Raw genomic sequence first — 24,504 nt, forward strand, 5'->3', positions numbered from 1 at the left:
GTCACTCGATCCGGGTGGGGGGCGTGCGGCCCGCGGCTTGCTCGCCGGAAACTTGCGCCTCGGTCGCGTCCTGCGGGCGCTCGCTGACGGGCTGGCCCGGCCGGACCCGGAACTGGCCTTCGACTACCACCCGCTCGCCGGCCTTCAGCCCCTGCGCCAGGGCGGCGCGGCCGTCGCGGGAGGCCAGCACCTCGACGATGCGGCGCTCCGCCGTGCGGTCGGGCCGCACCACCCAGACGAAGCTGCCCTCCTGGCCCGGCTGCACCGCGGCCTGCGGCACCGTCACGGTGCCGGGCCGCGAGCCGAGATCGACCTCGATCCGGACATACTGGCCGGGCCACAGGCGATCGTCCTCGTTCGGAAAGAGCGCCCAGGCGGTGACGGTGCCCGAGGCCTGGTCGACGCTCGAATCGACGAAGGAGAGCCGGCCGGTCGCCAGCACCGCCTCGCCGCCGCTCGGATAGACCCGCACCGGCGCGGTGCCGGGGCGCGCCAGCGCCGCCCGCAATCCGTCGAGGTCGCGCTCAGGCAGCGAGAAGGTGGCGCGCAGGGGCCGCATCTGCGTGATCGTCACGAGGCCGGTGCCGGCCGATTCGTTGCCCTTGACGAGGTTGCCGGTGGTGACCCGCACCGTGCCGAGGCGGCCGGCGATCGGCGCCCGCACGGTGGTGTAGTCGAGCCGGACCTTGTCGGCCTCGATGGCGGCCTGGGATGCCGCGACGTTCGCCGCCGCCACCTTGGCCTCGGCGGTGGCGACGTCGAACTGCGCCTGCGAGGCGGAAGAGCGGGACAGGAGTTCGCCGACGCGGCGGACGTCGTTCTGGGTGCGGACCTGGGTCGCCTGGTCGCGGGCGAGCGCCGCCTCGTCGCGGGCGAGCTGGGCCCGGATCTCGCGGTCGTCGAGGCGGTAGAGCACGTCGCCCGCCTTCACCACCTGGCCGTCGCGGGCGAGCTGCTCGGTGATGACCCCGTCGATGCGCGGGCGCACCACGACGCTCGCCATCGGCTCGACCCAGCCCACCGCCGAGCGGGTGAGCGCGAGGTCGGTGATGCCGGCCGCGACCGTGGTCACGACGGGACGGGACGCGGCGGGGTTCGCGGGCAGCGGCGGCGCCGGCGGCGCGTAGGCGACCGGCAGGTGCTCCGGCAGGTACCGGGCGAGATCGGCCGGCAGCGCCCCCCGGGCCGTGCTCCAGGCGGCGCGGGTGTCGCCGCCGTGGCGCTGCACGAGCCATCCCGCCCCGGCCGCGACGGCGACCAGGAGGACGAGGAGGAGGCGGATCATCGCTTGGCTCCAGTGCGGGGCGCCGGTCGCGCGCCGAGGCCGTTGAGGAAGAAATCGGTGACCGCGGCCGAGGCCGGCGGGCGCCGGCCGGTGCCGTGCACCGCCATGCGGATGCCGCCGAGGATCATCAGCACGGCGAGGTCGATGTCGGGCACGTGCAGCTCGCCCGCGTCGACGCCGGCGCGCAACAGGTCGGCCAGCGCCCCGCGCAACCCGTCGAAGCCCTCGCGCAGGACCCGCCGGCTGCGCTCGCCGAACTCGGCGCCGCTTCCCTCGATCGCGGTCAGTGCCGGCGAGAGGGCACTGACCCGCTCCAGCACCAGCCCGACGGCGGCGCGCAGGCGCGCGGGCGCGTCGACCGCCCGGATCGCCCCGATCGCGTCGCGCAGCTCGGCGAGCGTCCAGGCGAGGCCGGCGATGAACAGGGCTTCCTTGGTGGGGAAGTAGCGGTACAGCGTGGGCTTGGCGACACCGGCCTCCGCCGCGACCGCATCCATGTGCACGGCCGCGTAGGGCAGCCCTGAGAACAGCCCCATCCCGGCTTCGAGGATGCGGCGACGGCGTCTAGGATCGAGCGGACGGTCGGCGGCACGACCGATGGAAGGGCGATCGGCCTCGGGACGATCGGCTTGGCGGACGGCGTCGCTCATGAAGGCCTAACTGAACTGACGGGTTCAGTTAGGCGTGCGGCCCGCTGGGCTGGCAAGCGTTGGTTTCTGCGACACAAAAGCGCAACATCGCGAGGGCGAAGTGTCCACGTTGCGATACATCCATAAATTGCGGAGATGGATCGACATCATCGCATCTCCCCACGACGCAAGAAGAGACGATCGGATCGTGAGCAGCGTATTTCCACCCATCCCGTCACTTGCGCGCCGCGAAGCGGAGCCTGGGATCCGGAACCTCCGGCTATTCAGGATCGGGCCGAAAACATCTCGCCTCGTTCTTCATCGCCTGCAACAGTGAGCATGACGTCCCGATCCCGGACTCCGCTCGCGCGGGGCCGGGACGACGCAAGAGATGTCGGACGAACCGGACGATGTCCGGGGGACCGGCGGCTGTCGCAGCCGGTGCTCACACCAGATGGATCGCGTGCGGCGCGAAGAGCCCGACCGCCAGCATGGCGATCCCCGCAATCCCCAGCGCCCCGCCCGCGAAGGCGAGCGCCGCGATGCCGGTGATGACCTGGGCGGAGGCCAGCACGATGCCGATCTGGAAGGCGGCGGAGCCGAGTTCGTAATGGTGGTAGCGGGCGAGCGAGAGGTCGCGCTTGGCCTCGGCCGCCTTGGCCTTGGCGGCGAGTTCCTTGCGGCCGTCGCCGGAGGCTGGATCGGATTCCCAGCGCGCCATGGTCTTGGCCCACTCCTCGGTCTGCTTCTTCACGGCGTCCGGGGCGGCGCCGGGATCGAGGGCGGCCTGCTCGGTCGCGGTCTTCAGCACCGTGGCGCGGATCGTACGGGCCTGGAAATAGGCCCATTGGTTGGCGGATTCGACGTTGGCGCCGAGCGCGTCGGTCTGCGCGCTCTTCGCCAGGGTCTCGCCGAGGGCGAGGAAGAGCGCCAGGACCGAGATCAGCAGCGCGACCTTCTTGTTGGAGGCGTCGACCGCCCCGTGACCACCCGACATCGTCGTCTCCCCTCAACCGGCCATGACAGGCGCGCCGCGCGCCCGGTCTGGCGAAACCCTGCGACAGGACGAAGACCAGCCGCGCCGCGCGCGAGCGGCGAATCGGCGGCACCCGCGCCTTCATAGCCGGGCCGCAGGGCCGCGCCAGCCCCCGCTTGCGGCCCAGGGCCCGACCGGGCAGTCCTGCGCGACGGCCCCGCTCACGGGCCGGTCCTGAGAGACGCCCCACCATGTCGCAAGCCCGTTTCCTCGCCCGTTTCCTCGCACCGCTCCTCGCTTGCCTGGCGGCCGCCCTTCCCGCCCGGGCCGCGGGGCCGGACTGGCCCGACACCTACCTCTCCCGCGTCGAGGCGACGGCGGTGATGCAGAGCCTCAACGCCGCTCTCCTGGCGAGCCGCAGCGCCACCGCGACCCTCGAAGGCTGGTGCGCCGCCCACCGCATGGCCGAGACGCCGCGCCTCGTCGCCCGGCTGGAGCGCGGCGTCGACAAGCCGGCGAGCCCTGAGACCCGCAAGCGCCTCGCCGTCGGGCCCGACGAGCCCCTGCGCTACCGCCGGGTGCGGCTCGCCTGCGGCGATCACGTGCTGTCGGAGGCCGACAACTGGTACGTGCCCGCCCGCCTGACCCCGGAGATGAACCGGGTGCTGGAGACCACGGACACGCCGTTCGGCCGGGCGGTCTCGGCGCTGGGCACCACCCGCCAGACCGTCGGCGCCGAGCCGCATTGGCAGCCCCTGCCCGAGGGCTGGGACCAGGCGGCACCCCCGGCCCCGTCCTGCGGCACGCTCGACGTGCCCGAGCACCTGTTCAGCCATCGCGCGGTGCTGTTCACGGGCGAGCGGCAGCCCTTCTCGGAAGTGGTCGAGACCTATACGCGCGCGGTCCTGGACTTCACCCGCGCCGCCCGCCCGGCCGATCCAGCCTGCCCGAAGCCCTAACACTCCGCGCCGATGGGCAGCAGACTTGCATCGGGACCCGGAACCCGGATGCTCCGGATCTGTATGCTGAACCCGGACCGGACGGAGGCTGCCCCAAGCGCATGGACACAACCCTCACCCTGCTCGATCTGTGCGGCGCCGTGGCGCTGCTGCTCTGGGGCATCCACATGGTGCAGACGGGGGTGCAGCGCGCCCTCGGGCCGCATCTGCGCCGCCTGCTCGGGGTGGCGCTCGGCAACCGGGCGAAGGCGCTGGCGGCGGGTCTCGGCGTCACGGCGCTCCTCCAGAGCAGCACCGCCACCGGCCTGATGGTGGCCTCCTTCGCGGGCGCCGGGCTGGTGGCGGTGGTGCCGGCGCTGGCCGTGATGCTCGGTGCGAATATCGGCACCACCCTGATCGTGCAGATCCTGTCCTTCGACGTCGCCCGGGCGGCCCCCGTCCTGGTGCTGGTCGGCGTGATCCTGTTTCGCCGCGGCTCCGCGCCGCGCACCCGTGACATCGGCCGGGCGGCGATCGGCCTCGGGCTGATGCTGATGGCGCTGTCGCGCCTCGTCGAGGTCATCACCCCCTACGAGGACGTGCCGGCCCTGCGGGTGCTGCTCGGGGCCGTCGCGACCGACCGGCTGATCGCCCTCCTGCTCGGCGCGGTGCTCACCTGGGCGGCGCATGCGAGCGTGGCGATCGTTCTCCTGGTGATGTCCTTCACCCAAGCCGGCGTGCTGCCGCTGGAAGCCGGGATGGCCCTGGTGCTCGGAGCCAATCTCGGCTCGGCCCTCAACCCGGTGCTGGAGGGCGCCCGGGACGGCGAGGCCGCCGGGCGGCGGGTGGCGCTCGGCAACCTCATCACCCGGGCGCTCGGCTGCGCCGTCGCCCTGCCCTGCCTGGGTCTGATCGGGCCGCTCCTGGTGACCTGGCAGCCCGACCTGTCGCGGGCCGTGGCCGATTTCCACACCGCCTTCAACCTCGTCCTCGCGCTGATCGTCCTGCCGCTCCTCGATCCCTTCGCGGCCCTGCTGCGCCGGCTGGTGCCAGAGCGGATCGATGCCCATGATCCCGGCCGGCCGATCCATCTCGACGAGGCGGCGCTGGAGACGCCGCCGGTGGCGTTGGGTGCCGCCGGCCGCGAGGCCCTGCGCATGGCCGACGTGCTCGCCGAGATGACGAACGGCGCCGGCGAGGCGCTGACCGGCGGCGACCGCACCCGGGTGGCGCAGATCCGTCGCATGGACGACACGCTCGACCGGCTCAACGCCGCCATCAAGGCCTACCTCGTCCGCCTCGATCCGGATTCCTTGAGCGAGGACGACGAGCGCCGGGTCGCGGCCTTGCTGGCCTTCACCACCAACCTGGAACATGCCGGCGACATCCTCTCGCGCAACGTGATGACCCACGCCGCCAAGCGCCTGAAGCGCGGGCTGACCTTCTCGGCCGAGGGCAAGGCGGAGGTGCAGGCGCTGCTGGGCCGGCTCTCGGCCAACCTGAGCGCGGCGGGCGCCGCCTTCCTGACCGAGGATCCCCGCGCCGCCCGGCGCCTCGCCGACGAGAAGGCGGTGTTTCGCGATCTCGAGGCGCGCGCGACCGAGGCGCATTTCCGCCGCCTGCGCGAGGCCGGCGCGGCTGCGGGCCCCGTCCCGGCCGAGGCCGCCGCCCTCTATCCCGACCTCGTGCGCGACCTGAAGCGGGTCAACGATCACCTCGTCGCCGGCGCCGCCTACCCGATCCTGGAGAGCCGGGGCGCCCTGCGGTCGAGCCGCCTCGAAGCCCCGTGACCGCTCGCCGCCGCGGCGGAGCCGCTGCGGCCTTGGCGCGGACGTTCCGAGCTTTCATCGATTGACAAGCTGACATGTCAGTGAGAGATCACTGACATGAAACAGCGCGACCAGGCCTACGACGCCTTCGTCCAGCAATTGCTGGACGGTCGCCTCGCGCCGGGCTCCTTCGTGACGCAGCGCGAATTGGTGGCCCTCACCGGCCTGCCGCTCGGGGCGGTGCGCGAGATGATCCCGCGGCTCGAGGCCGACGGGCTGATCACGACCCTGCCGCAGCGCGGGCTCCAGGTGGCGTCGGTCGACCTGCGGCTGGTGCACGAGGCGTTCCAGCTCCGGGAGATCATCGAGGCCGCGGCGGTGGCGCATTTCGCCCGCACCGCGCCCGCCTCCCTGGTGGGGACCTTGCGGGCCGCGCATGCGCGGATCAGCGCGCAAGCCGCGGAGGGCGTCACCGAGGCGCTGATCGCCGAGGCCCAAGCGACCGACTGGGGGTTGCACGATGCGATCGTCGGCCATCTCGGCAACGGCCTCGTCGCGGAGATCCATCGGGTGAACCTCATCCGCATCCGGGTCATCATGCAGAGCCGCGTGGCACTCTCGCCCGAGGTGCTGCCCCCCGCCTTCGCCGAGCACGCCGCCATCCTGGCGGCGGTCGAGAACCGCGACGCGGAGGGTGCGGTGGCGGCCCTGCGCCGGCACCTCGACACCTCGCGCCGCCGGGCGCTGGGCCTCGATACCGGCCGGGAGGCCGATCGGCGCGACGCGTCCGCCACCCCTGTTTCAACCGGGCCACAAGCATGATGCCCCTTCGGAGGATCGCATGACCAACGCCATCACCGGCCTGTGGGTCGCCCTCGCCACGCCGCTCGACGCGACCGGCGCGGTCGATCACGGCGCCCTCGTGCGCCACGTCCGGTTCCTGATGGAGCGGGGCTGCGACGGCGTGGTGCCGTTCGGGACCACCGGCGAGGGCACCTCGTTCTCCGCGCCTGAGCGCCTCGCGGCGGTCGAGGCGCTGCTCGCGGCCGGCATCCCGGCGGAGCGGATCGGGCTCGGCGCTGGCACCCCGGCGATTCCCGACGCGGTGGCGCTGTCCAAGGCGGCGCTGGGCCTCGGCCTCACCCATGTCCTGGTGCTGCCGCCCTACTTCTACCGCGACGTGACCGAGGCCGGGATCGTCGACGCCTTCGCGGCGTTCCTCGACGGCGTCGGCGACGACCGCCTGCGGGCGACGCTCTATCACATCCCGCAGACCTCCGGCGTCGGCCTGCCCCCGGGCGCGGTGGCCACCTTGCGGGCGCGCTACGGCCGGCTCGTCGCCGGGGTGAAGGACAGCTCGGGCGACTTCGCCCAGTTCCAGGCCTTCCGGGCGGCGGCCCCCGAGGTGGCGGTCTGCGTCGGCAACGAGGCGGATATCGGCCGGGCGCTGGCCGAGGGCGGGACCGGGACGATCTGCGGCATGGCCAACCTCGTCCCCGACCTCGTGCGGGCGATGTTCACCGATCCCGCCGCCGCCGAGCCGATGCGGGCGGCGATCGGCCTGATCCGCGGGCCCTTCGTGCCGGTTCTGAAATCCGCCATGGCGGCGATGACCGGCGAACCCGCCTTCGGCCGGGTGCGCCCGCCGCTGGTCGCGGCGGATCCCGCGACCGGCCAGCGCATCGCGGCCGATCTCGCCGGCCTCTCGCGCGCCGCGGCGGCGTAATCTCTGGTAGATCACCGCGACGAGCGGCGATTCACGCCGCCTTCGGGAGGAGACATCGGATGACGGCGATGCCGGACGTGTCCCGCGGCGAGGCGGTGGTGGCCGCCCTCGTGGCGGAGTTGGGCGAGAAGACGGTGCTCAGCGGCGCCGAGCGGCCGGCCCGCAACGCTTCCGACTGGAGCACGCTCGGGCCGCAGGCCCCCCTCGCGGTGATCCGACCCGCCACCACCGAGGCGGTCGCTGCCGCGATGCGGATCTGCGCCCGGCACGGCGTGCCGGTGGTGCCGCAGGGCGGCCTCACCGGCCTGTGCGGAGGCGCCCGGCCGCTCCCCGGCTCGGTCGCCCTGTCGCTCGAACGGATGACCGGGATCGAGGCGATCGACCCGGCCTCCGCCACCATGACGGTGCGGGCCGGCACGCCGCTCCAGGTGGTGCAGGAGGCCGCCGACGCGGCCGGCTTCCTGGTCCCGCTCGATCTCGGGGCGCGGGGCTCCTGCGCCATCGGCGGCAACGCCTCCACCAATGCCGGCGGCAACCGGGTCATCCGCTACGGCATGACCCGCGAGATGATCCTCGGCCTGGAGGTGGTGCTGCCCGACGGCAGCGTGGTCACCAACCTCAACCGGATGATCAAGAACAACGCCGGCTACGACCTCAAGCACCTGTTCATCGGCTCGGAGGGCACGCTCGGCATCATCACCCGGCTGGTGCTGCGGCTGTTTCCGAAGCCCGCCTGCACCTTCGCGGCGCTCTGCGCCCTGCCGGACTACGCCTCCGTGGTCGGCCTCCTGACGGCGGCCCGCCGGGGCTTGGGCCCGATGCTCTCGGCCTTCGAGGTGATGTGGCCGGATTACTGGGAGACGGTCAGTTCGATGCCGGGCGTGCGGGTGCCGTTAGCCCAGGGCCACGCCGCCTATTGCCTGATCGAGGCGCAGGGCACCGACGAGGCCTTCGACGGGCCGCGCTTCGAGGCCTGGCTCGAGGCGCAAACCGAGGCGGGCCTGCTCGCCGACGCGGTCCTGTCCCGCTCGGTGGCGGACGTGAAGGCGTTCTGGGGCGTGCGCGACGCCTGCTCGGAATTCCCGCAGGTGCTGGGTACCCACGAATCCTTCGATATCGGCCTGCCGGTGGCGGGGATGGACGACTACGTGCGGGCCTGCAAGGCGGCACTCGGCCAGCGCCTGCCCGGCATCACCGCCCTGTTCTACGGCCATATCGGCGACGGCAACCTGCACATCGTGGCGGGGGTGAAGGGCGCCCACCCGCAGCCGAAGGACGTGATCCAGGAGGTGGTCTACGGCCTCGTGCGCGAGTTCGGCGGCACGGTCTCGGCCGAGCACGGCATCGGGCTGACCAAGAAGCCCTGGCTCGGCCATGTCCGCTCCGAGGCCGAGATCGCCCTGATGCGGCGCCTCAAGGCGGCCCTCGACCCGGACGGGATGCTGAATCCGGGCAAGGTCTTGCCGGGCAAGGACTTGCCGGGAAAGACGTTGCCAAGCGAGATCCTGCCCGGCGACGCCGTGTGAGCGGAGGCCCCGGTGATCGTCTGCTTCGGCTCCCTCAACGCCGACCTGATCTTTCGCCTGCCCGAGATCCCGCGCTCGGGCCAGACGCGGCTCGCCGACGACCTCGCGGTGCAGGCGGGCGGCAAGGGGGCGAACCAGGCGGTGGCCGCGGCCCGCGACGGGGCCGAGGTCGCGATGGCCGGCGCGGTCGGGGCCGATGCGCTGGCCGAGGTGGCGCTCTCGGGCCTGCGCGAGGCGGGCGCCGACATCACGCGGGTCCGCCCGGTGGCGGCGTCAACGGGCTGCGCCTCGATCTGGATCGACGCAGCCGGCCGCAACCGCATCGCGGTCGCATTGGGTGCCAACGGACAGGCGCGGGCGGACCAGATCACGGATGCCGATCTCGCCCGGGCCACCTCGCTGCTCCTGCAGATGGAGGTCGATCCGGCCGAGACCGCCGCTCTCCTGCGCCGGGCCCGGGCACTCGGCCTGCGCAGCATCCTCAACCTCGCCCCGGCCCTGCCGCTCGATATCGAAACCCTGCGTCTCGCCGGCCTCCTCGTCGTCAACGAGGACGAGGCGGAGGCGACCGCCGCGCGCCTCGGCTGCGCGCCGGAGGCGGCGGCCCTGCACGCGGTCCTGGGCATCGACGTGGTGCGCACCCTCGGCGAGGCCGGCTCGGAGGCGGCGACGGCCGGCGGCGCCTGGCACGTTCCAGCCCGGGCGATCGACCCGGTCGACACCACCGCGGCGGGCGACGGCTTCGTCGGCGTGCTGGCCGCCTCGCTCGATCGCGGCGCGCCGTTGCGCAAAGCGATGGAGCGGGCGAGCATCGCGGCGGCGCTTGCCTGCGGCCGGCGCGGTAGCCAGGCGAGCCTGCCGTGGCGCGCGGAGACCGATCGGGCTTGCGAGGGCTGACGGGACCTGGGCCGATCAGGCCGGGCACCGCTCAGGATCGCTCGTCACCGGAAAGGCGGCCTCGCGCGCCTTGATGAGGGCCACCACCGTGTCGTTGACCGGGGTCGGCACGCCGCAGAGCCGCCCCAGGCGCGGGATCGCGCCGTTGATCGCCTCGACCTCGCCGCGGCGCCCGGCCCGGTGGTCGAGCAGCATCGAGGGCCGCGCCTCCGGAATCTTGCCGCCGAGCCGGCGGATATGCTCGATCGGATCGCCGACCTGCAGCGTCACGCCCATCGCCGATGCCACCGCGATCGCCTCCTCGGCGCACCCCCTCGCCACCCGCCAGGCCTCCGGGTCGGCCATCACCCCGCCGATGGTCAGGCCCGTGAGGGTGGTGGTGCCCGAGAAGGTGACGTTCATGATCAGCTTCTCCCACACCATCCGGCCGAGATCATCGAACAGGCTGACCTTGAACCCGGCCGCATCCCAGATCGCCGCCGAGGCCTCCAGGCGCTCCCGCGGCAGCCCCGCGAAGGCGCCGAAACGGATCATCTCGAGCCCGTTGTGATGCGCGTGGCCGGGCCCGCGCATCGAGGCGCCGAAGCCGCCGACCACCCCGACGGCGATCCGGTCCGGGTCGATCACGGTCGCGGCCACCTCCGGCGAACCGAGCCCGTTCTGGATCGTCTGCACCACCGTCCCGGGCCCGATCAGGGGCGCGCAGCGGGCGGCGGCCGACGCGACGTCGAAGGCCTTGGTGGCGATGATGACGAGGTCGCAGGGACCGATCCCCTCGGTGGTCGTGCCGGCACTCGCGAGCCGCACGGTCCGGTCTCCGCTCGCGCCCTCGACGCGCAAGCCCTGCTCGCGCATCGCCGCAGCATGGTCGGCCCAGAGCGTGACGGCATGAACCTCATGGCCCGCTGATGCCATCAGCGCCGCGTAGACCGAGCCCATGGCCCCGCACCCGACGATCGCCACCTTCGCCATCCTGGCTCCCTCCCCTGGTGATCGTCCGGCGCTTCCCGCGGCGCGCCCGGCTCCGACATCAGCCGCCGGCCATCATCGGGCACGAGCAGGCGGTTCTCCAGGTTCCTACGGCAGCACCACCACCTTCGTCCCCACCTTCACGCGATCGTAAAGGTCGATCACGTCCCGGTTGGTCATGCGGATGCAGCCCGAGGACACCGCCGCGCCGATCGTCTCCGGCTCGTTCGAGCCGTGGATGCGGTAGAGCGAGGAGCCGAGATAGAGCGCCCGGGCACCCAGCGGGTTGTCGTTGCCGCCGGCCATGTAGCGCGGCAGGTCGGGGCGGCGCTTGATCATCTGCTCAGGGGGACGCCAGGACGGCCATTCCTTCTTCATCGTCACGGTCTTGGTGCCGGACCAGGAGAAGCCCTCGCGGCCGACGCCGACGCCGTACTGGACCGCCTCCTGGTTCGGCAGGATGTAGTAGAGACGGCGCTGGCTGGTCGAGATCACCACCGTGCCGGGCTTGTAGGGGCTGTTCCAGCCGATGGTCTGGCGCGGCACGCCCTGCTGGCGGAAGACCGTCAGGAAGTCGGCGATCGGCCCGCGGTCGAGCAGGCTGATGGCCTGGGCCGGCCCCGGCACGGCCAGCGGGGCGGCGATCAGGGCGGCTGCCAAGGCGGCGTTCAAGAGCGGCCTCAAGCGGCGCCGCGGCGCGGTCAGACGGGTCATGGTCCCCCTCCCGTTCGAATGTGGTCGAACGGGGTTGGCCGCCGGGCTGTGGCGAAAACAGGGCAGACACAATCGCCGTCAGGCCCTTGGTGCTTTCGCGCCACAGGCCAACCTGCCGTCATGCCCTGCCATCGACGGGTCGACGGCAGGGCCTCCGGCGCATGCACGCCGACGCCCGGCCGGGCTTGCATCAAGCGCCCGCTTGCGTGGAGGGATGCGACTACTCCGCCGCCTGGCGCAGGGGCACGAAGCCGATCGGCTGGCGCTGCGGGCCCTCCTGCTTGAGGGTGCGCAGCATCGTCTCGTAATCCTGCTCCATCTCCGGCGTCACCGAGGCGCGGGTCTCCCGCAAGGCCGCGTCGAAATGCGCCTGGGTCACCCGCTCGCTCGACAGGTTCTCGCGGAGCGCCATCAGGCCGGCCCGGCGGGTCAGGTCCTCGAGATCGGCACCGGTGAACCGCGTCGTGCGCTCGGCCAGCCCGTCGAGGTCGACGTCGTCGGCGAGCGGCATGGCGCGGGTGTGGATGCCGAGGATGTGGCGCCGCCCCGCGATGGTCGGCACCGGTACGTAGACCAGCTCGTCGAAGCGACCGGGTCGCAGAAGGGCCGGGTCGACGAGGTTCGGCCGGTTGGTGGCGGCCATCACCACCACCCCTTGCAGTTCTTCCAAGCCGTCCATCTCGGCGAGGATCGTGTTGACCACCCGCTCGGTCACGGCGGGCTCGCCGAGGCCGCCGCCGCGCACGGGGGCGAGGGAATCGATCTCGTCGATGAAGATCACCGTCGGGGCGACCTGGCGAGCCCGGGCGAACAGGCGCGAGACCTGCTGCTCGGATTCGCCGTACCATTTGGAGAGAAGGTCGGAGGACTTGGTGGCGACGAAGTTCGCCTGCGCCTCGCGGGCCACCGCCTTGGCAAGCAGGGTCTTGCCGGTGCCGGGGGGCCCGAACAGCAGGAAGCCCTTGGCCGGGCGGATGCCGATGCGGCGGAAGGCCTCCGGCTTGCGAAGCGGCAGCTCGACGCCCTCGCGCAGCTTGGTCTGCACCTCGCCCAGGCCGCCGACATCGTCCCAGGTGACGTTCGGGACCTGGATCATGATCTCGCGCAGGGCCGAGGGCTGCACCCGCTTCAAGGCGTTCAGGAAGTCCTCGCGGCAGACCTGGAGCGTCTCCAGGATCTCCGGCGGGATGCCGTCCTTCAGGTTGATCTGCGGCAGGACGCGGCGCAGCGCGTCCATCGCCGCCTCGCGGGCCAGGGCCGAGAGGTCGGCGCCGACGAAGCCGTAGGTGGTGCGGGCGATCTCGTCGAGGTCGACATTGTCGCCGAGCGGCATGCCGCGGGTGTGGATCGTCAGCACCTCGCGGCGGCCGGGCTCGTCGGGCACGCCGATGATGATCTCGCGGTCGAAGCGGCCGGGGCGGCGCAGGGCCTCGTCGATGGCGTCGCGCCGGTTGGTGGCGCCGATCACCACGATGTTCTGGCGCGGCTCGAGGCCGTCCATCAGGGTGAGCAACTGGGCGACGATGCGCCGCTCGACCTCGCCGCGGACCTCCTCGCGCTTCGGGGCGATCGAGTCGATCTCGTCGATGAAGATGATGGCGGGCGCGTTGCGCTGGGCCTCGGAGAAGATCTGGCGCAGGCGCTGCTCGGATTCGCCGTACTGGCTGCCCATGATCTCCGGGCCGGCGATGTGGAAGAACTGCGCCTCGGTCTCGTTCGCCACGGCGCGGGCCAGCAGCGTCTTGCCGGTGCCGGGAGGCCCGTAGAGCAGCACGCCCTTCGGCGGGTCGATGCCGAGGCGCTGGAACAGCTCGGGATGGCGCAAGGGGAGCTCCACCATCTCCCGCACCTGGTCGACGGTGGTGCCGAGGCCCCCGATATCGTCGTAGGTGACGTCGGCCCGGCGGACTTCCTTCGGCTCCTCGTAGAGCGGCCGCAGCTCGACTTCGGTCTCGGCGGTGACCTGGACGATGCCGCGGGCCGGCTGGGTCGAGACCACGACGAGGCGGATCTCCTGCAGGCCGTAGGCCGGCAGGCTGAACATCTGGCGCAGCTCCTCCGGCACCTGGTCGCGGGCGAAGCGCGACGGGACCGAGGTCGAGATCACGTCGCCGGAGACCAGCGGCCGGCGGTAGAAGGTGCGGCGCAGGGCCTCGCCCGAGCCCTGGAGGCGCAGGTTCTTCTGCGCCGGGGCCAGCACCACCCGGGTGGCGGGGCGCACCTCGGCCTTGCGGATCTCGACATGGTCGCCGGAGCCGACCCCGGCATTGACGCGCTGGAGGCCGTCGAGCCGGATGATGCTCAGGCCCTCGTCCTCCTGGCCGAGCGCGATGGCGAGCGCCGTGGTGTGGCGCTTGCCGATGATCTCGATCGGCTGGCCCTCCTGCAGGCCGAGGCTCGCCAGGACCGCCGCGCTGACCCGGGCGACGCCCCGTCCCACATCCTCCGCCCGCGCATTCGCGACCTGCGCTCTCACGCCGCCTGATTCGTCCGCCATCCGCGTGACCTCGCTCCTCGGGACCCGAAAGGCCCCGCCGCGGGCGGGAAGGACGCACCGCCCCGTCGCAGCACCGGCGCGGCCGCGAACGGTCGCGCATCGGCGGGAGAACGCCCGCTCGCCTGAAATGTTGCGGGTGCCGTCAGGCCTTGAGGGTCAGGGTGCCGAGATCGCCGAGGCCCCCCTCCGGCAGGAGGCCGCGCAGGGTGGCGGTCAGGGAGAAGCCGGTGCCGCTGCGCTCGATCTCGTAGAGGTGGTAGCCGGCGCAGTGCTTGAGCGCACCGCCACGGGCGGAGGCCGAGGGGGCGCCGATCACCGGCACGCGCCGCCCACCGGGGGCCATCAGGAAGGCGACCGAGCCGACATGATTGTGGCCGTGCAGCACGAGGTCGGCCCCGACCCGGCCGATCATCGCCTCGAAGGCGTGGGCGTCGGTGAGATTGCGCCCCGCCTTGGCGCCGCCGACATGGGGCGGGTGGTGGATCATCACCACCCGGCACGGCCGCTCGGGCTCGGCGGCGAGCGCCGCCAGCATTCGCTCGGCGGCCCGGATCTGGTCGGAGCCGAGGCGCCCGCTCGCCACGAAGGGCGCGGTCGGGATCGCCGAGGACAGCCCGACGAGGGCCAGCGGTCCCCTCCGGCGCAGGTAGGGAAAAACCTTGTCGCGGCCGGTATCGTCCTGGGTCCAGGGGCCGACCGCGTCGAGGAGGCCTTTGAGCGAGCCGCGCACATAGGCGTCGTGGTTGCCGGGCACGAAGCTGACGAAGCCGGGCTCGCCGAGACCCTCCATGAAGGTCCGGGCGGTCTCCCACTCGCTCGGCAGGCCGATATTGCAGAGGTCGCCGGTGCAGGCGATGTGGTCGGGCGCGGCGGCGCGCATGTCGGCCACCAGGGCGGCCAGGATCTCCATGTCGTGGGTGAGCTTGCGGCCGCGGCTCCAGTTGACCCAGCCGGTGGCGCGCTTGCTCATCAGCTGGCGCAGGCGCGGGCGCGGCAGCGGTCCGACATGCGGATCGGTGAGGTGGGCGAGGCGGAACATCATCGAGGACAGGAACGCATGAGAAGGGATCGGGTCCGTCGCGCCGGAGTCGCGGCGGCTTCCCCGTAGCAGCGGACCGGGCCGTCACGCATCCCCTTCGGCCTCGTGACACGCCACGCAGAGCTTGTTGCCGTCGAGATCGCGAAAATACGCGCCGTAATAGGCCGGATGATAGTGCGGCCGCAGCCCTGGCGGCCCTTCGCAGGTGCCGCCCGCCGCCAGAGCCAGGGCGTGGCAGCGGTCGACGCTCGCCCGCGAGCGGGCCGAGAAGGCCGTCATCGGCCCATTGCCCGGAGCGGGGGCCTCGCCGTTCCACGGGCGGCCGACGATCACGAGGGGCCGGTCGGCGTCGAGCGGCATCCAGCCGGCCCATCCGCGCTCCGGCTCGTGGAAGCGGAGCGTGAGGCCGAGCTCCCCGAACAGCGCGGCATAGAAGGAAATCGCGCGGGCGAGGTCGGCCGTGCCGAGGCAGACATGCGAGATGACGCTCATGGCCGTGAGGTCGCTCCCTCGACAAGACGATGAATGTCAGGTTTCAGATCCCGGCGTACATCCGCCCCGGATTGAACAGGCCGGCGGGGTCATGCGCGGCCTTGAGGCCGGCGGTGATCCGCATCAGGGGCTCGGACAGGGGCTCGAAGACCGGTACCGCCGCCCGCACGGGATCGGGCGCCCGCACCAGCGTCGCGTGGCCGGCGCCCCCGAGCGCCGCCCGGACGTCGCTTGCGCCCGCATCGCCCGTCGCCGGCGTCGCGAGCCAGACGAGCCCGCCGCCCCAATCGTAGAACCAGCGCGCCGGCCGGGCCGCCGCGATGGCGGCCGTGACCGTCGGGCCGCGGCTCGGCGCGGTCGAGACGCGCCACACCGCGTCGTCGCCGCCGGCGAAGGGCAGGACGTCGCGCACGGAGCGCCACAGGGTCGCGGCGGGCTCGCCCTCGCGCGTGTCGGGTTTGCCGAAGCGGCGCAGCAGGCGGGTCAGCTCGCCGAGGCGGTAGTCGATCGAGGCGGAGAAGCCCTCGATGCGCAGGAGCGTGCGCGCCGGGCCGTCGATCCCCTCCGGCAGATGGGCCGCGCCGGTGATCTCGAAGGGCGAGCCGAGGGCGAGGCTCATCGCCTCGACGGCGCGGGCATCGTCGAGGCCGGAGAGCACCAGGGTGGCGGTCCGCTCGGGAACTGGCAGCACCTTGAAGGTGACCTCGGTGAGGAAGCCCAAAGTGCCCCAGGAGCCGGCCATCAGCTTGACGAGGTCGAGCCCGGTGACGTTCTTCATCACCCGGCCGCCCGACTTCACGGCCTCGCCGCGCCCGTTGACGAAGCGCACGCCGATCAGGCTGTCGCGGGCCGCCCCCCCGGCGATGCGCCGCGGCCCCGAGATGTTGCCGGCGGCGACCGCGCCGATCGTCGGCTCTCCGGAGGTGCCGAGGAGCGCCCGGTGGTCCATCGGCTCGAAGGGCAGCATCTGGCCGCCCTCGGCGAGGCGCGCCTCGACCTCGGCCAGGGGCGTGCCGGCCCGCGCCGCGATGACGAGCTCGGCCGGCTCGTGAAGGGTGATGCCGGTCAGGCCCGCCGCCGACAGCGTCGCCTCATCTTGCGCCGGCCGGCCGATCCCCGCCCGGGTGCCGCCGCCGACGAGCCGCAGCCGCTCGCGCCGCGCCGCCGCCCCACCGATCAGGGTCGCGGCCTCCGCCTCGCTCCGGGGCTGGTAGATGCTCATCGCGGGCTCGCTCGGACAGGGCCGCGCCGGGGGCGCGGGGAATTGGGGCGCGGATCATTGCGGGCAACCGGGGCGGGTTGCAAGCGGGGGGGCGTCCGGTCGAGGCGGCGATCGCGCCGACGAGGTCGTGACGGCGACCTCAGACGGGGTTCAGGCGGATACCCTCTCGCGCGAGCACGGATCCAATTGTGTTTGGAACATCCCAGACCGCGTCGAGATCGCCCCGGGTCGCCGTCAGCACGTCCGCCCGGATCCCGCTGTCCCGCTGGAGGCGCCAGCCGAAGACCGGATCGAGCAGGGCGTCGTCGGCATCGTCGGGGAGCACGACGAGCAGATCCCGGTCGCTGTCGGCCCGCGCCTCGCCCCGGGTTCGGCTTCCGAACGGCCGGATGTCGAGCGGAGCCGCGTCCCGGACGATGCGGGACACGAGCGGCTTCAGAGCCTCCGCGACATCGGCACGGCGGGCAATGTCGGTCATGCGATCCTCGCGCTCGATCGTGCAAAGGGATCGCACGGGCCGCAACCTCCTACCCCGCCGGAACGACCCGGCCGAACCGCGCGAGCACGGCCGTCCGCAAGCCCGCGATGTCGAAGCGCCAGACCAGGGCACCGTAGACGAGGCCGCCGGCGACGAGGCAGGCCGGCAGGGCGAGCCAGGGATTGAGCCCGCGCAACGGGAGGAGCGCGACGGTCATCGCCCCGGTGGCGAGAACCACGGCGAGCGGATCGCGCCAGGACATCCGCAGGCGGCCCGGCCCGGTGAGCGCACGGATCCCGAGGAACAGCATGGCGGCGAGGAAGCCCAGGGACTGCGCGGCGGCGATGCCGTGGGGGCCGAAGGGCCTGGCGAGGGCGAGGGCTGCGACGCCGTTGACGAGCGCCCCTATACCTCCCGCCGCGACGAGGGGCAGGGTGCGGCGGCGGATCTGGAAGATCGGGTTGAGGGCGAAGTTCATCAGCGCCAGGGCGACGAGGCCCGGAAGCAGCAAGAGCGTGTAGGTCACGAAGTGGCCGCGAAAGGCCTCCGGCACCGCGATCGCCTCGAGCGCCGGGGCAAGGGCCCAGAATCCGGCGGCACTCGGCAGGATCAGCGCCAGCACCACCGCGCCGTTGCGGGCGACCTGCTCCTCCCCGGCCTCGTGGCCGTGGGTCTCCGCGGCGAGCACCGCGATCTGGAACAGCAGGAGGTCGAGGGCGGCGCCGAGCGTGCTGAAGATCCGCCCGCCGATATCCGCCGCCAGCGAGAAGTAGCCCGCCTCGGCGAAGCCCGCCGCCGCCGCGACGGCCCAGCGGTTGGCGAAGGGCATCAGCTGGTAGACCACGTTGGCGGCGACGATCGGCAGGCCGTAGCCCATGAAAAGCCGGAGGCTGTCCTGACGGCGGGCTGCCACGTGGGCGATCGGCGGGTCCGCGAAGGCGCGCCGGACGAGGAGCGCGGCGAGGAACTGGCTCAGCCCCCCGGCGAGCATCACGGCGGCGGCGTCCGCCGTCGTCCAGGCGGTGCCGACCATCAGCGGCAGGGACAGGCTGTTCTTGACCAGGACGAGGCGAAGGTAGAGCCCGCCGACGAAGCGGGCCCGGGCAAGGGCCGCCGCGTAGTCGAACAGGCCAAGCCCGATCGCCGCCGCCGCGGCGGCCGAGGCGAGCAGGGCCGGATCGCCGACGAGGGAGCGCCCGGCGAGAGCGAGAAGGGCCGCGCCGCCGAGCCCGACGACGGTGGCGAGGTAGGCGCGGTCGAGCATCCCGCGGATCCACGGCTCGGCCTGTCTGACGCGCTCGGAATAGAACCGGGTCGCCGAGAGGCGCAGCCACTCGAACAGCAGCGTGTTGAGCGCCACCGCCCCGGCGGTGCCGAGGGCGAAGCGGCCGAACCCCGCCGGCCCCAGGATCTGCGCGATGAGCAGGCCGAGGGCCAGGTTCATGACCGCGTTGACCACGAAGGCCGCGATGACCGCCATTGGGGTGGGTGCTCGTGCGAGAGGCCGGGCGTACGGCGTGGTTCGGGCGGATTTGCTTGGAAAAACGGTGTGAGTATGGAGCACGGGCTTCTTCATGAAGCAGAGCTCACGATTCTACCCCACTGCCCGCACTGGCGGCGTCGCCCGCCCTCCCCGCCCGGCCACGTCCCGGTACACCCGCTCCAGCCCGTCGAGGTGCCGCTCCAGGGTCAGGGGATCGGCCCAGAACAGGTCGTAGGCGCTCCGTCCCATCCGCATCGCCGTCGCGTCGTTGGCGAGGTGGGCCATGGCGTCGGCGAGCGAGCGCGGATCGTTCGAGCGGAACCACAGACCGCTCTCGCCGTGGCGCACCGCCTCGCGGCCGGCGCAGACGTCGCTGACGAGGACCGGGGTGCCGAGGGCTAAGGATTCGAGCACGGTGAGGGGCTGGCCCTCGTACCAGACCGACGGGAAGACCAGGGCGCGGGCCCCGCGCAGGACCGCCTTCACCTGGTCGGGGCTCTGCCAGCCCAGGAACTGCGCCTCCGGGTAGCGCGCCTCCAGCTCCGCCCGGGCCGGTCCGTCGCCGGCGAAGATTGCCCGCATCCCGGACAGCCGCGCCGCCTCGGCGAAGAGCCCCGGGCCCTTCTCGGGCGAGAGGCGGCCGACGAACACGAAGTCGCCCGGCGGGCCGGCCCGGTGGCCGAGGGGCTCGGCATCGACCGGGTTCGGCACGTCGTAGTAGCGCATCGCCTTCGGCAGGTGCGGCGCCAGCACCTCCCGCTGGAGCTTGCTGATGGTGATCATGGCGTCGATGCCCGCGACGAGGCCGGTGCGGCGCATCAGTTCGTGGCGGGCGACCCGCATCAGCTTGCGCGGATAGGTGCGTGAATCGCAATTGTGGGCGAGGCAGGCCGGCCCGTTCGGAATCCGGTGGCAGGCGGCGGCCACGGGATAGTCGTAGAAGCCGCCATTGGGGCAGGCGAGGTAGTATTCGTGCGCGGTGTAGACCACCGGCGCGGCGCAGCCCCGCAGCACCGGCCCGATCGACGGTGACAGGGCCTTGGCCCAGGCATGGACGTGGACCACCGTGTCGCGCGGATCGGACTCGTCGACGAGGGCCCGCAGCTGGGCCGCAGCAGTCCCGTTCCACAGCCACTGCACCCCGAACCGCGCGAGGGAGCGGGCCTGCGTCACGTCGGTCTGGCCGAGGAGCACCGTGCGCACCCCGGCCTCGGCCAGGCGCGGATCGGCCGGGCCGACGGCCGCGAACAGCACGACCTCGTGGCCACGGCCGGCGAGCCCGATCGCGCTCTCGAGCGAGACCTTGGCCTGGCCGCCATTGATGGAGGCGTGGTCGGCGACGAGGACGATTCTCATCCACGCCCCCCGCGAGGCCGGCCGGGACCATCGTGCAGCATCGGTCTGGCTCCCTTCGGACGACGCGGATCCGAGGCCGACGATGGAGCCGACCCCTTAGGAAACGCCTAAGCGCCCCGAGCCCACCGGCCTTGCGCCGCGCTCCTCCCCGGGCCATCCGGCTTGCACCATGCGCTCCCCCTCCTCCTCCGCCTCCGCGATCCTGCTCGCCGCCCTCGGCATCGGGCTCCTGTCGCTGATGGACGCCACCATCAAGGGCCTGTCCGACCGATACGGCGTGACCGGCATCGCCTTCTCCCGCTACCTCGTCGGCACCCTCGTGATGGCGGGCGTGCTCGCGGTGTTGCGGCCCGGCTGGCCCTCGGCCGAGACCTGGCGCACGAACGGCCTGCGGGCGGTGCTGGTGGTCGCGACCGCGCTCTGCTTCTTCCACGGCCTGTCGGTGCTGCCGCTCGCCGAGGCGCTGGCCCTGTCGTTCCTGAGCCCGATCTTCATCGCGCTGTTCGCCGCGCTCCTGCTGCGCGAGCGGGTGCGGCCGCCGGTCTGGGCCGGGCTCCTCGTCGGCTTCGCCGGGGTCGGGATCGTGGTGGCGGGACAGGTCGGGACGGACGCGCCCCGGGCGGCCGGCTCGGCCTGGGGCATCGCCGCCATCCTCGCCTCCGCCCTCACCTACGCGCTCTCGATGGTGCTGCTGCGCGCCCGCGCCCGTCACGACCCGGTGGTGACCATCGTGGCGATCCAGAATGCCGGCCCCGCCGCGATGCTGGCCGCCCCCGCGGCCTGGACCTGGATTCCGGTCGCCACGCCCGACTGGGCGCTCCTCGTCCTCGTCGGCATGCTCGGCGTCGCCGGCCACCTGGTGCTCAGCCGGGCCTACGCCAAGGCCGAGGCGTCGCGCCTCGCCGCGATGGAATACACCGCCCTCCTCTGGGCGATCGGCCTCGGCTACGTCGCCTTCGGGGAGGTGCCGGGGGTGGCGACGCTGGGGGGTGCGGGTCTGATCCTGGCCGGGTCGGCGCTGGCGGCGCGGCGGTGAGCGGGCGTCAGAACCACCCCTTCAGCTTGAAATAAACAGCCGGCACCAGCGCGCTCGCCGCGATCACCGCGAGCCCGAACGGATAGCCGAAGGTCCAGTCCAGCTCCGGCATGTGCTTGAAGTTCATGCCGTAGACCGAGGCCATCAGGGTCGGGGGAATGCCGATCACCGAGACGACCGTGAGCACCCGGAAGGTGTTGTTCTGCTCCATGTTGATGAGGCCGAGGGTGGCGTCGAGCAGGAACTGCACCGTCTCGGACAGCCGCGTCTCGAACTCGTCGAGGGAGGCGACGTCGAGGCGCAGGCTCTCGCAGCGGGCCCTCTCCTCGGGCTTCAACCAGCCTTCCGCCTCGCCGGCGACGTATGGCAGGATGCGGCCGAGCCCGAGGAGCGCAGCGCGCAGCTTCGACAGGGCCTTGCCGCGCCGGCCGATGGCGCGCAGCAGGCGCCGCAGGGCGAGGTCGCGGCGCTTGGGTGCGAAGCTCTTGGGCCCCGATTCCTCGCGGCGGCCGTTGCCGTTGGCGCTGGTGTCGAAGGTGAAGATCCGGGTCGAGAGCGAATCGAGCTCGTCGCTCAGCGTCTCGAGGGTGTCGGCCAGGCGGTCGATCAGCTCCTCGACGAGCGCCAGGAAGGTCTCGACGCTGGAGGCCGGTCCGTCCCGCTCCGCTTGGCGCGCCTTGACGGTGTCGAAGGCGGCGAGCGGCTGGAACCGGACGGTCAGCAGCCGCTCCGGCGTCAGCACGAAGCCGAGGGGGCGCAGGCTCAGGTCGTCGTCGCGGAACGAGACCATCGGGGTGCTCAAGTAGAACGCGTCCCGGCGCCGGTTGAGGCGGCGCGAGTTCTGCACCTCGCTGAGCGCCGAGCGGGATGGGACCGTGAGGCCGGTCACCGTCTCCGCGAGCGCGGTTTCGGCCTCGCTCGGGTCGTCGAGGTCGAGCCAGGTGCCATGGGCCGGCAGGGGCCGCGCCGCGCAATCCTGGCCCTCGGCGACGACGCCCTCCGAGCCGTGCAGCGTGATCATGCGAAGGGTGGGCTCCTGAGGGCGGCAGAGGGGGCGGCCAAGGGTGGGGTCCGAAGGGTGGGGCCGAAGGGTGGGACACGGCGCGGAGCGTGCCGTGGAGGCCACACACCAGAGTCTTGACTCAAACCCGCGCCCCGATTATCTCCACGCCAGCCTTAGCACTCACCTCACGAGAGTGCTAATGCCCGGGTTGGAAGGCGGCTTCGGCGCCAGCACCAACCGCAATGCGTTCTGCGAAGCAAGAGGGCAGCACATGCAATTCCGTCCGCTGCACGACCGTGTCGTCGTCCGTCGCATCGAGAGCGAGGAGAAGACCAAGGGCGGCATCATCATCCCGGATACCGCCAAGGAGAAGCCGCAAGAGGGCGAGATCGTCGCCGTCGGCCCCGGCGCCCGCGACGAGTCCGGCAAGCTGAACCCCCTCGACGTCAAGGCCGGCGACCGCGTCCTGTTCGGCAAGTGGTCGGGCACCGAGGTCAAGATCGACGGCAAGGACCTCCTCATCATGAAGGAGTCCGACATCATGGGCGTGCTGGCGTAATCGCCACCCCCTGACCAGCCCCGAAGCCTGACGGCGGCGCCCCGACCGGGAGCTGACGCCGGAGGGTTTTCCCTGCAACACCGATCTGAAGTGAGGATTCACCATGGCAGCGAAAGACGTTCGTTTCGCCTCCGACGCCCGCGAGAAGATGCTGCGCGGCGTGGACATCCTGGCGGATGCCGTGAAGGTCACGCTCGGCCCGAAGGGCCGCAACGTCGTGATCGAGAAGAGCTTCGGCGCGCCGCGGATCACCAAGGACGGCGTCACCGTCGCCAAGGAGATCGAGCTCGCCGACAAGTTCGAGAACATGGGCGCCCAGATGGTGCGCGAAGTGGCCTCGAAGACCAACGACATCGCGGGTGACGGCACCACCACCGCGACCGTGCTGGCCCAGGCGATCGTCCGCGAGGGCGCCAAGTACGTCGCCGCCGGCATGAACCCGATGGACCTGAAGCGCGGCATCGACCTCGCCACCCAGGCCGCCGTGAAGGACATCCAGAGCCGCGCCAAGAAGGTGTCGGCCTCGGAGGAGATCGCCCAGGTCGGCACGATCTCGGCCAACGGCGACAAGGACATCGGCGAGATGATCGCCCATGCCATGCAGAAGGTCGGCAACGAGGGCGTGATCACGGTCGAGGAGGCGAAGACCGCCGAGACCGAGCTCGACGTCGTCGAGGGCATGCAGTTCGACCGCGGCTACCTCTCCCCGTACTTCATCACGAATGCGGAGAAGATGATCGCCGAGCTCGAGGATCCCTACATCCTCATCCACGAGAAGAAGCTGTCGTCGCTCCAGGCGATGCTGCCGGTGCTCGAGGCCGTCGTCCAGACCGGCAAGCCGCTGCTGATCGTCGCCGAGGACATCGAGGGCGAGGCCCTGGCCACCCTGGTGGTCAACAAGCTGCGCGGCGGCCTGAAGGTCGCGGCCGTGAAGGCGCCGGGCTTCGGTGACCGTCGCAAGGCCATGCTCGAGGACATCGCGATCCTGACCCAGGGTCAGATGATCGCCGAGGACCTCGGCATCAAGCTCGAGAACGTGACCCTCCCGATGCTCGGCCGCGCCAAGCGCGTCCGCATCGAGAAGGAGAACACCACGATCATCGACGGCGCCGGCGAGAAGGCCGACATCGAGGCCCGCGTCCAGCAGATCAAGGCGCAGATCGAGGAGACGACCTCGGACTACGACCGCGAGAAGCTCCAGGAGCGCCTGGCCAAGCTCGCCGGCGGCGTCGCGGTGATCCGCGTCGGCGGCGCGACCGAGGTCGAGGTCAAGGAGAAGAAGGACCGCGTCGACGACGCTCTCCACGCCACCCGCGCGGCGGTCGAGGAAGGCATCGTCCCCGGCGGCGGCACCGCGCTCCTGCGCGCCAAGAAGGCCGTGGCCGCTCTCACGAGCGACAACGCCGACGTCCAGGCCGGCATCAAGATCGTCCTGAAGGCCCTTGAGGCCCCGATCCGCCAGATCGCCAGCAACGCCGGCGTCGAGGGCTCGATCGTGGTCGGCAAGATCAGCGACAAGGGCGACTCGGAGACCTACGGCTTCAACGCCCAGACCGAAGAGTACGTCGACATGATCCAGGCCGGCATCGTCGACCCGGCCAAGGTCGTGCGCACCGCCCTGCAGGACGCCGCTTCGGTGGCCGGCCTGCTGGTGACGACCGAGGCGATGGTCGCCGACGCCCCGAAGAAGGACAGCCCTGCTCCGGCCATGCCGGGCGGCGGCATGGGCGGCATGGACTTCTAAGTCCTTCGCCAGCCAGTCCCGAGAGACGGGAGGGGGTCGCCGCGAGGCGGCCCCTTTTCCGTTGGGAGGATGCGTCGCGGTCTCATGCATTCGACGCTCCACCCCAAGGATTGACCACTCCCCGGTGGGCGCGATGCGCAAGGTTCACCTGTCACGGCCATCTGCG

The 24,504-nt window shown here is 72.2% G+C and carries 22 protein-coding genes; 9 read left to right on the forward strand and 13 right to left on the reverse strand.

What is annotated here, in order from left to right; genetic code table 11:
• Position 1 precedes the first annotated feature (1 nt).
• From DA075_RS23050 to DA075_RS23060, 3 genes are all read right to left on the reverse strand, one after another.
• Positions 2 to 1,285, reverse strand: coding sequence for an efflux RND transporter periplasmic adaptor subunit (locus DA075_RS23050; RefSeq protein WP_099955206.1), 1,284 nt, complete (start codon positions 1,283 to 1,285; stop codon positions 2 to 4).
• Entirely contained in the window at positions 1,282 to 1,935 is a 654-nt protein-coding gene (locus tag DA075_RS23055; protein ID WP_244936297.1) for a TetR/AcrR family transcriptional regulator, read from the reverse strand. Before DA075_RS23055 ends, DA075_RS23050 begins: the two co-directional genes overlap by 4 nt.
• Before the next feature lie 424 nt (positions 1,936 to 2,359).
• Complete coding sequence (locus DA075_RS23060; protein ID WP_099955207.1) at positions 2,360 to 2,911, reverse strand: DUF4337 family protein; 552 nt, start codon at positions 2,909 to 2,911, stop codon at positions 2,360 to 2,362.
• Positions 2,912 to 3,141: 230 nt separating this feature from the next.
• Between DA075_RS23060 and DA075_RS23065 the strand changes: the two genes are divergently transcribed.
• The 6 genes from DA075_RS23065 to DA075_RS23090 all read left to right on the forward strand — a co-directional run bounded on the left by DA075_RS23065 (position 3,142) and on the right by DA075_RS23090 (position 9,746).
• Positions 3,142 to 3,849, forward strand: coding sequence for a hypothetical protein (locus tag DA075_RS23065; RefSeq protein WP_099955208.1), 708 nt, complete (start codon positions 3,142 to 3,144; stop codon positions 3,847 to 3,849).
• Between the two features lie 101 nt (positions 3,850 to 3,950).
• A complete protein-coding gene (locus DA075_RS23070; protein WP_099955209.1) occupies positions 3,951 to 5,618 on the forward strand; it encodes a Na/Pi cotransporter family protein in 1,668 nt (555 codons plus the stop codon).
• 96 nt (positions 5,619 to 5,714) lie between these two features.
• Complete coding sequence (locus tag DA075_RS23075; RefSeq protein ID WP_099955210.1) at positions 5,715 to 6,419, forward strand: GntR family transcriptional regulator; 705 nt, start codon at positions 5,715 to 5,717, stop codon at positions 6,417 to 6,419.
• Between the two features lie 19 nt (positions 6,420 to 6,438).
• Positions 6,439 to 7,323: a dihydrodipicolinate synthase family protein gene (locus DA075_RS23080; protein ID WP_099955211.1), complete on the forward strand. Its 885-nt coding sequence runs from the start codon at positions 6,439 to 6,441 to the stop codon at positions 7,321 to 7,323.
• Positions 7,324 to 7,382: 59 nt separating this feature from the next.
• Positions 7,383 to 8,849 (forward strand): FAD-binding oxidoreductase, encoded by a 1,467-nt coding sequence (locus DA075_RS23085; RefSeq protein ID WP_099955212.1) that lies wholly within the window; start codon positions 7,383 to 7,385, stop codon positions 8,847 to 8,849.
• A gap of 12 nt (positions 8,850 to 8,861) precedes the next feature.
• Positions 8,862 to 9,746 (forward strand): ribokinase, encoded by an 885-nt coding sequence (locus DA075_RS23090; RefSeq protein WP_099955213.1) that lies wholly within the window; start codon positions 8,862 to 8,864, stop codon positions 9,744 to 9,746.
• A 15-nt stretch (positions 9,747 to 9,761) separates the two neighbouring features.
• Here the strand turns inward: DA075_RS23090 and DA075_RS23095 are convergent, their stop codons facing one another.
• The 9 genes from DA075_RS23095 to DA075_RS23135 form a co-directional block, all read right to left on the reverse strand.
• Entirely contained in the window at positions 9,762 to 10,718 is a 957-nt protein-coding gene (locus tag DA075_RS23095) for a ketopantoate reductase family protein (protein WP_099955214.1), read from the reverse strand.
• 105 nt (positions 10,719 to 10,823) lie between these two features.
• Positions 10,824 to 11,429, reverse strand: coding sequence for a L,D-transpeptidase (locus DA075_RS23100; protein WP_244936299.1), 606 nt, complete (start codon positions 11,427 to 11,429; stop codon positions 10,824 to 10,826).
• 220 nt (positions 11,430 to 11,649) lie between these two features.
• Positions 11,650 to 13,926, reverse strand: coding sequence for a CDC48 family AAA ATPase (locus tag DA075_RS23105; RefSeq protein ID WP_099955215.1), 2,277 nt, complete (start codon positions 13,924 to 13,926; stop codon positions 11,650 to 11,652).
• 142 nt (positions 13,927 to 14,068) lie between these two features.
• Positions 14,069 to 14,965, reverse strand: coding sequence for a metallophosphoesterase family protein (locus tag DA075_RS23110; RefSeq protein ID WP_099956751.1), 897 nt, complete (start codon positions 14,963 to 14,965; stop codon positions 14,069 to 14,071).
• An 84-nt stretch (positions 14,966 to 15,049) separates the two neighbouring features.
• Positions 15,050 to 15,457, reverse strand: a complete 408-nt coding sequence (locus DA075_RS23115; protein WP_099955216.1) for a VOC family protein — start codon at positions 15,455 to 15,457, stop codon at positions 15,050 to 15,052.
• A 43-nt stretch (positions 15,458 to 15,500) separates the two neighbouring features.
• On the reverse strand, positions 15,501 to 16,679 hold the full coding sequence (locus DA075_RS23120; protein WP_099955217.1) for an FAD-binding protein: 1,179 nt from the start codon (positions 16,677 to 16,679) through the stop codon (positions 15,501 to 15,503).
• Between the two features lie 139 nt (positions 16,680 to 16,818).
• A complete protein-coding gene (locus DA075_RS23125; protein WP_099956752.1) occupies positions 16,819 to 17,157 on the reverse strand; it encodes a nucleotidyltransferase domain-containing protein in 339 nt (112 codons plus the stop codon).
• A 49-nt stretch (positions 17,158 to 17,206) separates the two neighbouring features.
• Positions 17,207 to 18,637, reverse strand: a complete 1,431-nt coding sequence (locus tag DA075_RS23130; protein ID WP_099955218.1) for a polysaccharide biosynthesis C-terminal domain-containing protein — start codon at positions 18,635 to 18,637, stop codon at positions 17,207 to 17,209.
• A 114-nt stretch (positions 18,638 to 18,751) separates the two neighbouring features.
• Complete coding sequence (locus DA075_RS23135; protein ID WP_099955219.1) at positions 18,752 to 19,996, reverse strand: glycosyltransferase family 4 protein; 1,245 nt, start codon at positions 19,994 to 19,996, stop codon at positions 18,752 to 18,754.
• A 169-nt stretch (positions 19,997 to 20,165) separates the two neighbouring features.
• Here DA075_RS23135 and DA075_RS23140 point away from each other — a divergent pair, with 169 nt between their 5' ends.
• The gene (locus DA075_RS23140; RefSeq protein ID WP_099955220.1) at positions 20,166 to 21,032 is read left to right on the forward strand and encodes a DMT family transporter; all 867 of its coding nucleotides are present in this window, start codon (positions 20,166 to 20,168) and stop codon (positions 21,030 to 21,032) included.
• Positions 21,033 to 21,039: 7 nt separating this feature from the next.
• Here DA075_RS23140 and DA075_RS23145 read toward each other — a convergent pair whose 3' ends face one another.
• Positions 21,040 to 22,053: a magnesium transporter CorA family protein gene (locus DA075_RS23145; protein WP_099955221.1), complete on the reverse strand. Its 1,014-nt coding sequence runs from the start codon at positions 22,051 to 22,053 to the stop codon at positions 21,040 to 21,042.
• 253 nt (positions 22,054 to 22,306) lie between these two features.
• Between DA075_RS23145 and groES the strand changes: the two genes are divergently transcribed.
• Positions 22,307 to 22,594, forward strand: coding sequence for a co-chaperone GroES (gene groES, locus DA075_RS23150; protein ID WP_048433003.1), 288 nt, complete (start codon positions 22,307 to 22,309; stop codon positions 22,592 to 22,594).
• 103 nt (positions 22,595 to 22,697) lie between these two features.
• Positions 22,698 to 24,338, forward strand: coding sequence for a chaperonin GroEL (gene groL, locus DA075_RS23155; protein WP_099955222.1), 1,641 nt, complete (start codon positions 22,698 to 22,700; stop codon positions 24,336 to 24,338).
• Positions 24,339 to 24,504: the final 166 nt, after the last annotated feature.

The organism is Methylobacterium currus (genome assembly GCF_003058325.1).
In the GTDB taxonomy this organism is placed as follows: Bacteria; Pseudomonadota; Alphaproteobacteria; order Rhizobiales; family Beijerinckiaceae; genus Methylobacterium; species Methylobacterium currus.